The sequence below is a fragment of the Halolamina salina genome (assembly GCF_054653455.1).
Genome location: NZ_BAAIGE010000002.1, coordinates 952,007 through 966,447 on the forward strand (window position 1 = coordinate 952,007; position 14,441 = coordinate 966,447).

The 14,441-nt window shown below is 70.0% G+C and carries 15 protein-coding genes and 1 tRNA gene; 12 read left to right on the forward strand and 4 right to left on the reverse strand.

Annotation, left to right across the window (positions count from 1 at the left end; translation table 11 throughout):
* Nucleotides 1–26 precede the first annotated feature (26 nt).
* Both ACYQZ5_RS05495 and ACYQZ5_RS05500 read left to right on the forward strand, forming a co-directional pair.
* Nucleotides 27–1,454: an ABC transporter ATP-binding protein gene (locus ACYQZ5_RS05495; protein WP_459846594.1), complete on the forward strand. Its 1,428-nt coding sequence runs from the start codon at nt 27–29 to the stop codon at nt 1,452–1,454.
* Nucleotides 1,455–1,505: 51 nt separating this feature from the next.
* Complete coding sequence (locus ACYQZ5_RS05500; protein WP_459845428.1) at nt 1,506–3,839, forward strand: heavy metal translocating P-type ATPase; 2,334 nt, start codon at nt 1,506–1,508, stop codon at nt 3,837–3,839.
* On the opposite strand, the gene ACYQZ5_RS05505 is transcribed toward ACYQZ5_RS05500, so the two are convergent.
* Nucleotides 3,836–4,018 carry a hypothetical protein gene (locus ACYQZ5_RS05505; RefSeq protein WP_379732371.1) on the reverse strand — a complete coding sequence of 61 codons (183 nt, stop codon included), beginning with the start codon at nt 4,016–4,018 and terminating at the stop codon, nt 3,836–3,838. The genes ACYQZ5_RS05500 and ACYQZ5_RS05505 overlap by 4 nt on opposite strands.
* Before the next feature lie 88 nt (nt 4,019–4,106).
* Here ACYQZ5_RS05505 and ACYQZ5_RS05510 point away from each other — a divergent pair, with 88 nt between their 5' ends.
* The 5 genes from ACYQZ5_RS05510 to ACYQZ5_RS05530 all read left to right on the forward strand — a co-directional run bounded on the left by ACYQZ5_RS05510 (nt 4,107) and on the right by ACYQZ5_RS05530 (nt 9,490).
* A complete protein-coding gene (locus ACYQZ5_RS05510; RefSeq protein ID WP_379732370.1) occupies nt 4,107–5,246 on the forward strand; it encodes an LEA/WHy family protein in 1,140 nt (379 codons plus the stop codon).
* Between the two features lie 167 nt (nt 5,247–5,413).
* The gene (locus ACYQZ5_RS05515; protein WP_459077189.1) at nt 5,414–5,758 is read left to right on the forward strand and encodes a DUF7528 family protein; all 345 of its coding nucleotides are present in this window, start codon (nt 5,414–5,416) and stop codon (nt 5,756–5,758) included.
* Between the two features lie 48 nt (nt 5,759–5,806).
* The gene (locus tag ACYQZ5_RS05520; RefSeq protein ID WP_459845431.1) at nt 5,807–6,826 is read left to right on the forward strand and encodes an AIR synthase family protein; all 1,020 of its coding nucleotides are present in this window, start codon (nt 5,807–5,809) and stop codon (nt 6,824–6,826) included.
* Between the two features lie 68 nt (nt 6,827–6,894).
* Nucleotides 6,895–8,235 (forward strand): kynureninase, encoded by a 1,341-nt coding sequence (gene kynU / locus ACYQZ5_RS05525; RefSeq protein ID WP_379732435.1) that lies wholly within the window; start codon nt 6,895–6,897, stop codon nt 8,233–8,235.
* A gap of 64 nt (nt 8,236–8,299) precedes the next feature.
* The gene (locus ACYQZ5_RS05530; RefSeq protein ID WP_459845433.1) at nt 8,300–9,490 is read left to right on the forward strand and encodes an NAD(P)/FAD-dependent oxidoreductase; all 1,191 of its coding nucleotides are present in this window, start codon (nt 8,300–8,302) and stop codon (nt 9,488–9,490) included.
* A gap of 63 nt (nt 9,491–9,553) precedes the next feature.
* Here the strand turns inward: ACYQZ5_RS05530 and ACYQZ5_RS05535 are convergent, their stop codons facing one another.
* Nucleotides 9,554–9,736: a DUF5786 family protein gene (locus tag ACYQZ5_RS05535; RefSeq protein ID WP_379731125.1), complete on the reverse strand. Its 183-nt coding sequence runs from the start codon at nt 9,734–9,736 to the stop codon at nt 9,554–9,556.
* Between the two features lie 125 nt (nt 9,737–9,861).
* Between ACYQZ5_RS05535 and ACYQZ5_RS05540 the strand changes: the two genes are divergently transcribed.
* Nucleotides 9,862–10,086 (forward strand): DUF5795 family protein, encoded by a 225-nt coding sequence (locus ACYQZ5_RS05540; RefSeq protein WP_379731124.1) that lies wholly within the window; start codon nt 9,862–9,864, stop codon nt 10,084–10,086.
* Nucleotides 10,087–10,134: 48 nt separating this feature from the next.
* A tRNA-Trp gene (locus ACYQZ5_RS05545) sits at nt 10,135–10,311 on the forward strand.
* A 128-nt stretch (nt 10,312–10,439) separates the two neighbouring features.
* Here the strand turns inward: ACYQZ5_RS05545 and fdhF are convergent.
* A complete protein-coding gene (gene fdhF, locus ACYQZ5_RS05550; RefSeq protein ID WP_379731123.1) occupies nt 10,440–12,572 on the reverse strand; it encodes a formate dehydrogenase subunit alpha in 2,133 nt (710 codons plus the stop codon).
* Between the two features lie 116 nt (nt 12,573–12,688).
* Between fdhF and ACYQZ5_RS05555 the strand changes: the two genes are divergently transcribed.
* Nucleotides 12,689–12,922: a hypothetical protein gene (locus ACYQZ5_RS05555; RefSeq protein WP_379731121.1), complete on the forward strand. Its 234-nt coding sequence runs from the start codon at nt 12,689–12,691 to the stop codon at nt 12,920–12,922.
* A gap of 107 nt (nt 12,923–13,029) precedes the next feature.
* Nucleotides 13,030–13,302, forward strand: a complete 273-nt coding sequence (locus ACYQZ5_RS05560; protein WP_379731120.1) for a DUF2249 domain-containing protein — start codon at nt 13,030–13,032, stop codon at nt 13,300–13,302.
* A gap of 1 nt (nt 13,303) precedes the next feature.
* Here the strand turns inward: ACYQZ5_RS05560 and ACYQZ5_RS05565 are convergent, their stop codons facing one another.
* Nucleotides 13,304–13,519, reverse strand: coding sequence for a DUF2249 domain-containing protein (locus tag ACYQZ5_RS05565; protein ID WP_379731118.1), 216 nt, complete (start codon nt 13,517–13,519; stop codon nt 13,304–13,306).
* A gap of 143 nt (nt 13,520–13,662) precedes the next feature.
* Here ACYQZ5_RS05565 and ACYQZ5_RS05570 point away from each other — a divergent pair, with 143 nt between their 5' ends.
* Nucleotides 13,663–14,322 (forward strand): helix-turn-helix domain-containing protein, encoded by a 660-nt coding sequence (locus tag ACYQZ5_RS05570; RefSeq protein ID WP_379731117.1) that lies wholly within the window; start codon nt 13,663–13,665, stop codon nt 14,320–14,322.
* The last annotated feature ends 119 nt before the right edge of the window (nt 14,323–14,441 follow it).

Genomic DNA, 14,441 nt, shown 5'->3' on the forward strand with positions numbered 1-14,441 from the left:
ACGGCGGCCTGTTCGGCGGCGATCCCGTGAAAGCCGTCGACGGCGTCAGCTTCGACATCCGCGAGGGCGAGACGCTCGGGCTCGTCGGCGAGTCCGGCTGTGGGAAGACCACGCTGGGGCGGACGATCCTCAACCTCGAGAAGGCGACCGAGGGGGAGGTCGTCGCCGACGACACCGACGTGACCAGCATCTCGGGGCGGGAGCTCCGGGAGTGGCAGAGTCAGGCCCAGATGGTGTTTCAAGACCCCGAGGCCAGCCTGAACGAGCGGATGACCGTCGGCGAGATCATCCGCGAGCCGCTCGACGCCCACGACTGGCCGGATCTCGCGGTGTCGGTCAGCGACGACCGCGAGGTGTCGGGCAAGCTCGTCCACCGCGCCGAGGAGGGCGAGCGACCCGACATCACCGTCGGCGTCGACGACAGCGTCACCGTCCGCGAGGACGCCCCGCTGTCGATCGACGACGTGGACGTCGAGACCGACGAGGCCGAGGTGCGCGTCGAGGTGACCAAACACGCCTCGGAGATGCGCGAGGACCGCGTGCGCTACCTGCTCGAACAGGTGGGGCTGCAGGAGGAGCACTTCTACCGCTACCCCCACCAGTTCTCCGGCGGGCAGAGTCAGCGCGTCGGCATCGCCCGCGCGCTCGCGCTCGAGCCGCGGTTCCTCGTGCTCGACGAGCCTGTCAGCGCGCTGGACGTGAGCGTGCAGGCCCGGATCATCAACCTCCTCGAGGACCTCCAAGAGGAGCTCGGTCTCACCTTCCTGTTCATCGCCCACGACCTGAGCGTCGTCCGACACATCGCCGACCGCGTGGCGGTGATGTATCTGGGCGAGGTGATGGAGCTGGGGCCGACCGAGGAGGTGTTCCAGGATCCCGCCCACCCGTACACCGAGTCGCTGCTGTCGGCGATCCCCGGCTCGTTGGTCGAGACCGGCGAGCGCATCACGCTGCGCGGGACGCCGCCCAGCCCGCGTGACCCGCCGACCGGCTGTCGGTTCTCCACGCGCTGCCCGGCGAAGATCCGCCCCGACGAGTACAGCGTCTCCGGCGAGCACTGGGAGGCGCTCGACCAGCTCCACTCGGTGCTCCGGGCCCGCGCCAACGCCGAGAAGAGCATCGTCGACGTGGTCAAAGAGCGCCTGGGGATCCAGGACGTGTCGACGGTCGACGAGCTCTTACTCGAACTGTTCGACGCCGAGGAGACCGCCGACGGCGTCTCGCTGAACATGCCCGACGACGCGGCGTCGGTCGTGTACGAGGCCGTGGAGATGGCCCGCGCCGGCGACGAGGACGGCGCCGCGACGCGGCTGGACGAGGCGTTCGGCAGCGTCTGCACCGAGGAACATCCCGACGCCAACGCGGTCGGCACGGAGCGGGAGAGCCGGTGTCTCCGCCACCGCGAGGGGTACGAGGACCCCGGCCCGGTGATCGAGCAGCGCTACCGGAGCTAACCCTCGTCCCCGAACCGACAGGGCTTACGCCACGGGGACGTACCCTCGCCCGTGTCCGATCCGTCCGTCTGCGACCTCTGTGACAGCCCCGTCCCCGAGCACCGCGAGGGGGCGTTCTGCTCGCCGGGCTGTCGGTCGGTCGCCGAGACCCTCCCCGAGCCTGCCGACGGCGACGCCGAGACGGCCGACGCCGCGGCCGAGGGGACCACGTCGGCGTTCTTCGCGGTCGAAGGGATGCACTCAGCGACGTGTGAGGCGTACCTCGAAGCCGTCGCGACCGGCGTCGAGGGCGTCGTCGCCGCCGACGCCAGCTACGTCACCGAGTCGGTCCGGGTCGACTGCGACGGCGAGCCGCCGACCGAGGCGCTGACGGAGGCGCTCTCCGGCCTCGGCTACGACGCCACGCCCCGCGAGGAGCGCGAGCCCGGCAGTTCGGTCGACACCGACGGCGGCATCGTCGACGGCGCGCTGGGCTACCGCTACGCCGCGGGGGTGGTGTTCGCCTCGTTCCTGCTGATCCCCTACGCCGTCGTGTTCTACCCCTCCCACCTCGCGGCGCTGCTGGGCTTCGCCGACCCGTTGGGCGGCGGTGCGAGCATCACGACGGTCGTGCCCGTCTTCCTCGTGTTGACGTTCGTCGTCATCGTCGTCACCGGCGCGCCCGTGCTCCGGGACGCCTACATCGCGATCGTGCTCCGGACGCCCAACACGGGGCTGCTCGTCACGCTGACCGCCGTCGCGGCGTACCTGTTCGGGATCGCGGGCTACTTCGCGGGGACGTTCGGCGCCTACTACGACCTCGCCGTCGTCGCGGTCGCGGGCGTCACCGGCGCGACGTTCTACGAGTCGCTCGCGAAGCGCAACGCCGCGAGCGCGCTGACCGACCTCACCGTCTCCCGCGTCGCGGACGCGACCCGCGAAACCGACGCCGGGACCGAGACCGTCCCGGTCGACGCGCTCGAACCGGGCGACCGCGTGCTCGTCCCCGAGGGCGAGCGCGTGCCCGTGGACGGCACGCTGGCCGAGGGCGAGTGTACCGTCGACGAGGCGGTCGTCACCGGCGAGTCGACGCCCGTCCGGAAGCGGGCGGGCGACGAACTGATCGGCGGCTCGATAGTCACCACGGGCGCGGCGACGATGACCGTCGGCGACGACGTGGCCAGCAGCGTCGACCGTCTCGCGGCGTCGGTCTGGGGGTTCCAGAGCGCGGCCCACGGCGGGCAGCGCCGCGCGAACCGGATCGCCGAGCGCGTGACGCCGCCGCTGCTGGCGGTCGCGCTGCTCGCCGGCGTCGGCGCGTTCGCCCTGAGCGGCGGGCGCGTCGCGGTCGGCGTCGTCGGCCTGCTCACGGCCCTCATCGCCGCGTCGCCGTGGGCGCTGGGCTTTTCGACGCCGCTGTCGGCGGGGACGAGCGTCGCCCGCGCGCTCGAGGACGGCGTCGCGGTGTTCGACGAGACGACGTTCGAGCGACTGCGCGGCGTCGAGACGGTCGTGTTCGACAAGACCGGGACGCTCACCACCGGCCGGATGGAGGTGCTCGACCACGACGCCTCCGCCGACCTGCTCGCGGCCGCGGCCGAACTCGAACGACGGGCCGCCCACCCTGCTGCCGCGGCGATCGTCGAGGCGTTCGGCGACGACACCCCCGAAGTCGAGTCGTTCACCAGCCACCCGACCGGCGTCGAGGGAACCGTCGACGGCCGGCAGGTGCTCGTCGGGAACCCGGACCTGTTCGCGGAGCGCGGCTGGTCGGTGCCCGAAGGCGTCGCGTCTCGGGCGGCTGAGGCGCGGGAGGCCGGGAAACTGCCGGTGCTCGTCGGCGAGGACGGCGCGGCGTCGGGGATCGTGATCGTCGGCGACGAGGCCCGACCCGACTGGGAGTCGACCCTCGAACGCCTCGCCGACCGGGGGCTGGACGTGGTCGTGCTCACGGGCGACGACGAGTCCGCGGCCGCCGAGTTCGCCGCCAGCCCGCACGTCACGCACGTGTTCGCGGGGGTCCCCCCGGCCGGGAAGTCGGCGGCGGTTAGGCGCCTGCGCGCCGACGGGCCGGTCGCGATGGTCGGCGACGGCACCAACGACGCGCCGGCGCTGGCCGCGGCGGATCTGGGGATCTCACTGGGCAGCGGAACCGCGCTCGCGGCCGAGGCCTCGGATTTGGCCGTGGTCGAGGACGACCTCTCGGGCGTCGCCGCGGCGTTCGACCACTCGGCGGAGAGCTACGGGCGGCGGCGCTGGAACGATCGGCTCGCGCTGCTGTACAACGCCGTCGCGATCCCGCTGGCGATCGGGGGGCTGCTCAACCCCCTGCTGACGATGGGGGCGGCGGTGCTGTGCTGTGGGCTGATCGCGGGCAACTCGTTCCGGGCGTCCCGCGCCGCTTAGTCGGGGAGTTCGAACTCCCCGAGGGTGAGAAAGCCCAGCGCGAAGCCGGCGACGATCAGGCCGCCGGCGAGCAGCTGCGAACGGGGCGTGCTCGGGAGGTAGCCGGTCGCGAGCGTCCCCCCCACGACGAGCACCGCCGCGGCTGCCAGCCCGACTGCGGTCCGTGCGCGTTCGTCCATACCGAATGTAGGGTCTCGGACAGCATGAGCGACACGCTTCCGGCCCGTGCCCGATGCGTCTAAGGGGAAGCGACGTTCATGGCCGCCCATGTTGGGTGGGAAGCTCGCGGCGGCGTCGACGCTGAAGATCGCCGCCGCAGTGCTCGGAGTGCTGTCGCTCTCGATCGGTGGAGCGTGGGCCGTCGGGATCATCGGCGCGCCCTCGGTCGTCGGCGTCGACAACGCGTTCGGCCCGGTGAACGAGTCCACGACGACGATCGAGTCCGAGATCGTCGTCAACAACCCCAACCCGTTCGGGGTGCGGCTGGGCGGGCTCACGATCGACTACGCCGTCGAGATGAACGACGTGCGGATGGCCACCGGCGGGCGCGAGGGGCTGGGCGTGAACGCCAGCGGCAACACCTCGATCCCGCTTACGACGCTGATGAACAACGACCGCATCCCGGCGTGGTGGGTCAGCCACGTCGAGAACGACGAGAACACCACGCTGACCGTCGACGCCTCGATCCACTCGGACCTGCTCGGCCAGTCGTTCGAACCCCAGATCGAGCGCTCGGTGAACACCAACGTCATCGGCGGCTTCAACAGCGACGAGGACCGCCCGATCAACGTGGATCGGCCGTTCGCTCCCGAGCCAGTGCTCTGGCTCAACAGCACCAGCGGCCAGTGGGGCGCGGTGAGCAACGAGACCACCGAGATCGACACCGCGTTCGAGCTGTACAACCCCAATCTCAACCCCGTCGCGATCTCGGAGATTGGCTACGTGATCGAGATGAACAACGTCACGATGGGCGAGGGCGCGACCGACAGCGCGGTCAGCATCCCCCCCGGGGAGACGGAGACCGTCCGCGCGACCACGGCGCTGCAGAACGAGAACCTCGACGAGTGGTGGGTGAGCCACCTCCAGAACGACCAGACGACGCAACTGGAGGTGACGTTCTACGCCCGGATCGACCTCTCCTCGTTCGGCGGCGACACCGTGGAGATACGGCTGGACTCCATCCAGCGCACCATCGAGACCGACATCTTCGGTAACAAGGACGGATCGGGCGACGGCAGCGAGACCGAGGGAACGCCGACACCCGGTGGAACCGCGACGCCCGCTTCCGGCACGGCGACGCCCGAATCCGGGGAGGACACGCCGACTCCAACGCCGACCTCGACGCCGACACCGACGCCCACGCCGACCGACGACGGACTCCTCGCAGTCGACGGCCCCGTGGCGTGACAACGCCTCACTGACAGCCGACACGTTCTTCGCGGTCGCGGTACTTCGATCGGCTATGCGGAGTCAGCACGCTCCTGATCGGGTTCTTCTCGGACGACGAGACCGCGGTCGCGGTCGAGAGTGAGGACGGTGCGGTCCGGCTGACCGTCGACGGCGAGACGTACCGGCTGCCCCGGGAGGCCGCGCTCGCGCTGCGGGAGTCCGTCGGCGACGCGCTGGAGCGCCGGCTGGAACTGTTCCGGACGGTCGGCCAGTACCGACGGGACGGGAGCTACGCAGTCGCTCGCCGGGGCGCCGATACGCCCGGGAACGAGCAGGTGTTCGACTCCTTCGGCGAACTGTGTGAGCTGTTCGAGTCGCTGCCTCCCGAGTTCGGCGCCGAGGCGGTCGGCGACGCGGGGATCACCGGCTCGCGGCGCCACCTGATCGTGCGTCACTTCGCGGAGCACCCGCGGTTCGACTGTCGGCTGACGGGCGAGCGCCCGTTGCGGGCCGAGAAAGTCGAGGAGTGACGGCCGTCGGTCGGCAGGCATACGTCCTCGCCGGTCCCAGCCGGAGGCATGACCGACCGCGGCAAGATCGATCGGCGCTTCTTCGCCGAGCGGATCGCCCCCCGACTCGGCGCCGAGCGCGACGACGTGGCGCTGGGGCCGACTGCGGGCGTGGACTTCGGACTGCTCGACCTCGACGGAACCGGGCTGGCGGTCGCGACCGACCCGATCTCGGTGCTCCCGGCGCTGGGGTTCGAGCGCGCGGGCCGGTTTGCGGTCCACATCGCGCTCTCGGACGTGGCCGTCGCCGGCGTGCTCCCGAGCCACCTCGCGATCTCCTTCTCGCTGCCCGAGTCCATCACCGACGAGGGGTTCGACGCGCTCTGGGGCGCGATCCACGAGGAGTGTCGTGATCTGGGGATCAGCGTGCTCACGGGCCACACCGCGCGCTACCCCGGCGCCGAGTTCCCGTGGGTCGGCGCCGCGACGGCGATGGGCGTCTGCGACCCCGGGGCGGTCGTGCGCCCTGACGGCGCGCGCCCGGGCGACCGCCTGCTCGTGACTCGCGGGCCGGCCGTCGAGACCGCGGGCCTGTTCGCGTCGCTGTACCCCGAGGAACTCGGGGAACGCGGGCTGGACCCGGAGACGGTCGCCGACGCCGCCGCGGGGCTGGACGAGGCTCGATTGGTCCGCGACGCCGTGGCCGCCGCCGAAGGGGGAGAAGTGTCCGCGATGCACGACGCCACCGAGGGCGGCCTGCTCGGGGCGTTCTGCGAGATGGCCGGCAGCGCGGGCGTCCGGTTCGAGATCGGCCACGAGGCGGCGCCGATGCGGTCGGGCGTCGAGGCGGTCTGTGACGCGCTGGGGATCGACCCGTGGAAGGCCACCAGTTCGGGGACGCTCGTTCTCGCCGTCGCGCCCGAGGACGCCGACGCGGTCCGGGCGGCGATCGAGCGCCGGGGGACGCCCGTCGCCGAGGTCGGGAAAGTCGTAGCGGGATCGGGCGTCCGGTTCCGAGGCGAGGAGTGGACCGAGCCGCCGCGGGACCCGTCGTGGGACGCCTACGCCGAGTTGGCCGGCGAGGAGTGAGCGGGTGGGGAGGGATCGACGGCGGCCGGTGTGATAACGCCTTTGTCGGGCGGGACGGAGAACCGTGCATGAGCAGCCCCTTCTCGATCGCCCGCGAGGACGCCGCCGCGCGGGACGCCGACGACCCGCTGTCGGCGTTCCGGGACCGCTTCGACGTGCCGAGCGAGCTCTACATGGACGGGAACTCGCTGGGACCGATCAGCGACGACGCCGAACGGACGCTGGACCGCGTGGTCGACGAGTGGCGCGAGCGCGGCATCGAGGGGTGGACCGAGGGCGAGCAGCCGTGGTGGGAGTACGCCGAGCACCTCGGCGAGCGCCTCGCGCCGTACGTCGGCGCCGATCCCGAGGAGGTGGTCGTCGCCAACTCCACCACCGTCAACATCCACAGCCTGATCGGGACGTTCCTCGATCACGTCGCCGACGTGCCGGCACGGGAGATGGACGCCCCCGACGCCCTCGACGACTCGCCGGTCGACGCCTCCGGCAACGTCGTCGTCGCGAACGAACTCGACTTCCCGACCGACCACTACGCGATCCGGGCGCAGTTCCGCCAGCGCGGGCTGGACCCCGACGAACACCTCCGGCTGGTCGAGAGCCGCGACGGCCGGACGATCGAGTACGAGGATATCGCGGCGGCGATGGACGACGACGTGGGAATCCTGTTCATGCCGACCGTCCTCTACCGCTCGGGTCAGTTGTTCGATGTCGAGAGGCTGACCGAACTCGCCCACGACTACGACGCGCTCGCGGGGTTCGACGCGGCCCACTCCGTCGGCGCGGTGCCTCACGAGTTCTCGGCGGCCGACGTGGACTTCGCGGTCTGGTGTTCCTACAAGTACCTCAACGCCGGCCCCGGATCGATCGCGGGGCTGTACGTGAACGAGCGCTACCACGGGCTGACGCCCGCGCTCCCCGGGTGGTGGGGCAACGAGAAGGCCAGCCAGTTCGATCTCGAACTCACCTACACGCCTGAGCAGTCGGCCGGCGCGTGGCAGATCGGCACCGTGCCGATGCTGTCGGCGGCGCCGCTGGAGGGGTCGCTCGACCTGCTCGACGAGGCCGGGATCGACCGCGTTCGGGCGAAGTCGCTCGAACTCACGGAACTGCTCGCGACGCTGGTCGAGGATCTGTCCGAGGCGGGCTACGACTACTCGGTCGGCACGCCCGCCGAGAGCGACCGTCGCGGGGGCCACGTCGCCGTCGAGCACCCCGACGCCGACCGCGTGAGTCAGGCGCTCCGCGAGCGCGGGGTGGTCGTCGACTACCGCCCACCGAACGTGATCCGGATCTGCCCGGCGCCGCTGTACGTCGGCTACGCGGACGTGTACGACGTGGCCGAACAGCTCCGGGCCGTGATCGACAAGGGCGACTACGAGGCGTTCACCGCGAGCGAGGGCGTCTCGTAGCCGCCGCGAACGCGATAACTCCGGCGTGAACACCGTTTTGTCGCCGGAGGCCCAAGATTCGGCCATGGACGTTCTGGTGCTCGGCGGCGGCTACGCCGGCCTCACGGTGACACGGAAACTGGAGCGGCGGCTCCCGGCGTCGGCGACGCTCACGCTGGTCGACGACACGGGGAGCCACCTCGTCCAGCACGAGCTCCACCGGGCGGTCCGGGAGCCTGACTACGTCGACGACATCTCGGTGCCGCTGGAGGAGATCCTCGACCGGGCGACGCTGCGGGAGGCGGAAGTGACGGACGTGGACCGCGACGCGCGGACCGTCTCGCTGGCCGACGGCGACACGCTCGACTACGACTACTGCGTGGTCGCGTTCGGGGCCGAGACGGCGTACTACGGCATCCCGGGCGTCGAGGAGCACGCGACGCCGCTGAAGCGGCTGGAACACGCCGCGACGATCCGCCGGGAGTTCGAGGCGGTCGTCGACCAACTGGGTCACGACGATCCCGTGACCGATGCCGACCGGGCGGGCACTGTCGTCGTCGGCGGCGCGGGCCTCTCGGGCGTGCAAGTCGCGGGCGAACTGGCCGCGATGGCCCGCGAGCGGGATGTCGCCGACAGCGTCGAGATCGTCCTGCTCGAACAGGAGCTGACCGTCGCGCCCGGTTTCCCCGAGCAGTTCCAGCGCGCGACCCGGGAACTCCTCGACGAGCAGGGCGTCGATGTGCGGACGGGGACCACCGTGACCGCGGCCGACGACGCGAGGATCACGACCGAGGGCGGGACGATCGACTACGACCAGTTCGTCTGGACCGGCGGCATCCGCGGGAACGAGGCGATGGGCGGCGATCGCCCGGAGGTCCGCGGTGATCTCCGCCTCGACGAGCGGACGTTCGCACTCGGTGACGCGGTCCGGATCGTCGACGCCGACGGCGAGCCGGTGCCCGCCAGCGCCTCTGCAGCCGTGCGGGCCTCGGCGACGGCGGCGCGGAACGTCGTCGCCGCGGCGACCGCCGACGGCGGCTTCGTCGACCTCCAGCAGTGGCACTGGGAGAGCCCGGGCTGGCTGATCTCGGTCGGCGACGACGCCGTCGCACAGCTCGGGCCGACGGTGGTGACCGGCGGCACCGCCAACGCGCTCAAGTCGGCGGTGGGGGTCACCTACCTCGCGGAGCACGGCTCGCTCCGGCGCGCGCTGGGCGTGTTGCGGAAGGAGATGGACGACATCGAGGAGTTCGCGGAGCTACTCGAGCGGCTCTGAGCCGGGGCTGTTCGGTCGTTCGATCAAGAACGAAGTGGGGCTCGTGACGCGGGGGTCACGGGCCTATTCGTCGTCTTCGTCGTCGCGCATCTCGTCGAGCTTGCCGACCAGCTCGTCGGTCGACTCGGTGGACTCGAAGGAGAGGTCGCCCTCCTCGCCGCCGTCGATGTCGACGCCCTCGGCCTGATCGTTGGTGTCCTGGTTCTGGTTCTCCTGCTCAGACTCGTCGTACGATCCAAATCCCATACCCGAGCCGACGTGGCCGAGGGCAAAAACCCTGTGGGCCTATCCGCCCCGTGGGGGTAGTTCCCGCGGGACTCTCCCGCGGCGGACCGACAGGGCTTACGGCCCCGGAGGCCGAGAGGTGGGACATGAGCAACCGCGTCGTGCAGGGACGGATGGTAACGCCGGAATCGCTGGCCGAACAGGTCGAGGGCGACGACGTGCTGGAGGCCGAACCGATCGAGGACGCCGACCGGGACTGCCCGGAGTGCGGCGGCGACGTGATCAGCGTCGGCTACATGCCCAGTGTGACGGAGTTCGTCACGGCGTACAAGTGCCAGGAGTGCGACTGGGCCGAGATCGACCGGGACTGAATCGGATCGAAATCCCTTTACACCGAACGGATGTAGCGAGGAGTGCAAGGGGACGTGGCCAAGCCCGGGATGGCGACTGACTCCAGAGGCCACGCGCCCGGTGACGAACTCCAGACTGATATACCGAGTCGGCGACTGATCATCGCTCGGCGACGACGACCCTCTGGAGGACCGAGGCGCACCGGAGATATCAGTCGACCGGGGGTTCAAATCCCTCCGTCCCCATTTCTCCGCCGCGAGCAACGGTCGCGAGCGGCTGATCTGTGATCGGTCGAAGAGATTTGAAGCAGGGATAGAGCGTAGCGGAACGACCGTGGTTCCCAACCCCTCCGTGCCCACTTTCTTGTCGGCGCTCAGTCGTCCGCGGACGCCCCACCCGTTGACTCGATCTCCACCTCGATCTCCGCGGCGGCCGCCTTGTACTCCGGAATCTTCGACCGCTCGTCGAGCACGTCGTTCGTCAGCCGGTTCGCCGAGGCGGCCGCGAAGTGCGGGGTCGTCCAGACCACACCCTCCTTGATGGCCTCGGTCACGTCCGCCCGGACCGTGATCTCCCCGCGGCGGGAGCGCAGCCGCACCTCGTCGCCGTCCTCGATCCCGTAGCGCTCGGCGTCGTTGGGATGGACGTCGACGAAGTTCTCCGGCTGCTGGCGGGAGAGCGTCGGCGAGCGACGGCTCATCGTCCCCGTGTTGTACTGCTCCTCCAGTCGCGCCGTCGTGAGCACGAGGGGGTACTCCTCGTCCGGCGTCTCCTTGGGCTCCTGGTGGACGACGCCCTCGATCCGGCCGAGGCCGTCCTCGGTCTCGAACTCCTCCTCGTAGAGGAAGGGATCGCCCTCGTCGCCCGGCTCGTAGCAGGGCCAGTGCAGCCCCTCCTCCCCGAGCGCGTCGTAGCTCATCCCGTGCATGATCGGACACACCTCGCGGAGTTCCTCGAACACCGTCTCCGGCCCGTCGAAGTCGAACCCCTCGTCGAACAGGCGCGTTCCGACCTCCGAGAGGATGTCGAGGTCGTGGCGCGTGTTCTCGTGGACTTTGTGGACGCCGCGCATCCGCTGGACACGGCGGTCGGTGTTGGTGACCGTCCCGTCGCGTTCGGCCCACGTCGTCGCCGGCAGCACTACGTCCGCGAGCTCGGCCGTCTCGGTCATGAAGATGTCCTGCACCACGAGGAAGCCCAGATCCTCGCGGAACCGCTGCTCGGTCGCGTTGCCGTCCGGCTCGCTCATGATGGGGTTCTCGCCCATCACGTACAGGCCGTGGACCGTGTCGCCGATCGCGTGGGAGATCTCGACGTTCGTCAGCCCCGGTTCGGCCGGGATCTCGAACCCCCACACCTCCTCGACGGACTCGCGGGCCTCGTCGTCGTCGACCAGTTGGTACCCCGGGAGCACGTTCGGCATTGCGCCCACGTCGCAGGTTCCCTGGACGTTGTTCTGCCCGCGCAGGGGGTTCACACCCGCGCCGGGCTTGCCGAGGTTCCCCGTGAGCAGCGCGAGGTTGATCTCGTTCTGGACGTTGTCGACGCCGCAGGTGTGCTGGGACATCCCCATCCCGGTGAAGATGGCGGCGTCGGTCCCCATCGCGTACTTCTCGGCGGCACGCTCGATATCTTCGAGCGGGACGCCGCACTCCTCGGCGGCCGCCTCCTTGTCGAAGTCGGCGAGCGTCTGCTTCAGGTCCTCGAACCCCTTCGTGCGCTCTTCGACGAATTCCTCGTCGATCCACCCTGCATCCGGCTCTTCCTCGTGGCGTTCGAGGATCGTCTTCAGTACGACGTTGAGCAGCGGGATGTCCGTCCCCGGCTCCAACTGGAGATGCATGTGGCGCTCGGTGCCCTCGATATCGAACGACTCGGTGGTCTTGTTCGCGTGGGGATCGACCTGGATCACCGTCGCGCCCTCCAGCACCGCCTGCCGGAAGTACTGGCTGTTGGCGATGGGATGCTGCTCGCCGGGGTTGGCGCCCTGAATCCACAGCACGTCCGCGGAGTCCTCCAGATCGGCCATGCTGTTGGTCATCGCCCCCATTCCGAGACTGGTCCGCAGCGCCCAGACCGTCGAGGCGTGGCACATCCGGGTGCAGTTGTCGATCTGGTTCGTCCCGTACCGCCGTGCCAGCTTCTGGAGCAGGTAGTTCTCCTCGTTGAACGTCTTCGAGGAGCCGAAAAAGCCCATCCCGTCGGGACCGTGCCGTTCGCGGATCGACTCCATCTCGTCGACGACTCGGCTCAGCGCCTCGTCCCACGTCGCCTCTCGGAACTCCCCGTCCTCCTTGATCAGCGGTTCGGTCAGCCGGTCCTCGTGATCGACGACCTGCGTCGCCGCGCCGCCCTTGATGCAGACGCTCCCCTCGTTGACCGGCGCGTCGCCCCACGGCATGAAACTCATCTCCCCCCGTTCCTCGCCCTCGCGGACACGAATCCCGCAGCCGACGCCGCAGTACGGGCAGATCGTCTTCACCGGCTCGTCCGCCTCACTGGACATCGTCGTCACCGTGCGTGTGCATGCCTCCCGATCGGGCGTGTCAATCCATGAGTGTGTCGGTGGGGGCGACGAGGGGCGGCGCGGGAACTAAGTGGTCGGACGTAGCCCAGACCGGTATGACGGACGGAACGCTCCGCTGTCCCGAGTGCGGGATCACCTCGCCGGAATCGACGACCGAGCTTCGGCCGGGCGATATCTGCCCCGACTGCCGGCGGGGGTATCTGGAGACGACCGAAGCGGCGCTCCGCTGTCCCGAGTGTGGAATCACCTCGTCGGAATCGACGAGGGACCTTCGCCCGGGCGACATCTGCCCCGACTGTCACCGGGGCTATCTCGAACTCGACGAGTAGCGCGGCCTGGAGATCCACTGCTCGGGCCGGCGCCGTGCCACGGCGACGCCGACATCCCGAACCAGTTCGGCACAACCCTCCCGCCGACGCCACACCGAGGGACACCCATGGCCACGGACCAGCTACCGGACCTCGAGGGCCGATTCGACGACGCCCCCCTGGATCGACCCCAGCACCACCTCGACGCCAGCGACCTGCCGCCGCCGAAGCCGCTCCGGAACACGCTCGAACGGCTCGAAGAGCTGGACGACGACGCCGTACTCGTGCAGACGAACGACCGCCGCCCCCAGCACCTCTACCCGCGGCTCGAGGAGCGCGGGTACAGCTACGAGACCGTCGAGGACGGCGACGGCGCGATCACCGTGATCTGGCAGGACTGACTCAGGCGTGCTCGATCACGACGCGCCACTCGTCCTCGGCGACCTGTTCGGTCTCGTGATCGAAGCCGCGCTGGTCGAGCACGCCGTACAGCGGTTCGGGCTCGAAGCTGTTGAGTAGCTCCAGCTGCTCGGCCTCGCCGAGCGCCTCCAGTTCGTCGACGATCCGGCCGAACGGTTCCCCGTCGATCTCCCGAGCGTCGAGCGTCTTGTCGGGCATACCTCCAACTCCCCGGCCGTGGGGGAGGCAGTTGTGCCGAACGAGTTCGGCAGTCGCGGCACCGACCGCCGTCGGATGAAGATTCTACGAACATGTTCGGGAGTATCGACTGGGTTATCCGTGCCCGACTCAGTTGTAGAGCCATGCCCGAAGCCAAGCTCACGCTCACGATCCCCGAACGGACCTGGCCCGGGGAGATCACCCGTGCTCACGGCGACGCGACGATCCGGATCCTGGCTGCGATGACCGAGTCCGACGGCGGCGTCGGTCTGGCGGAGGTCACCGCCCGCGACCCCGAGTCGGTCGTCGCGGACGTGTCGGCCCACGACTCCGTCGACGACGTGGAGGTGCTCCAGCGCGGGAACCGGGAGTGTCTGATCCAGTTCCGGACGCGGCTCCCGCTGTTGCTGCTGGCCGCGCGCGACTCCGGGCTCCCGCTGGAGATGCCGTTCGAGATCAGCGACGGCGAGGCGACGTGGACGCTGACCGCCTCACAGGACGCCATCTCCGATCTGGGCGACCAGCTCTCGGCGCTCGGCATCTCCTTCACCGTCGACTACCTCCAGCAGGAGGTCGCCGGTTCCGAGGCGCTACTGACCGACCGCCAGCGGTCGATCGTCAGCGAGGCGATCGAGCAGGGGTACTACGACACGCCCCGGGAGTGCTCCCTGACCGAACTCGCCGACGCGGTGGGCCTGGCGAAGTCGACAGTCAGCGAGACGCTCCACCGCGCGGAGGAGCGCGTGATGAAGGAGTTCGCGGCCGGACTGGAGGAGGAGCCGCAGCCGGTCATCGAGGGGTAGCCCGGCCGAGACCGCGCACGAGACCCGTCTGCTCGTGGTCGCCCGGGGTAACGAGGTTGTTTTTCGCAAAAAGATCCAGAAACCGAACGGACGACGCGGTCGCGCCGGATCTGTTTATA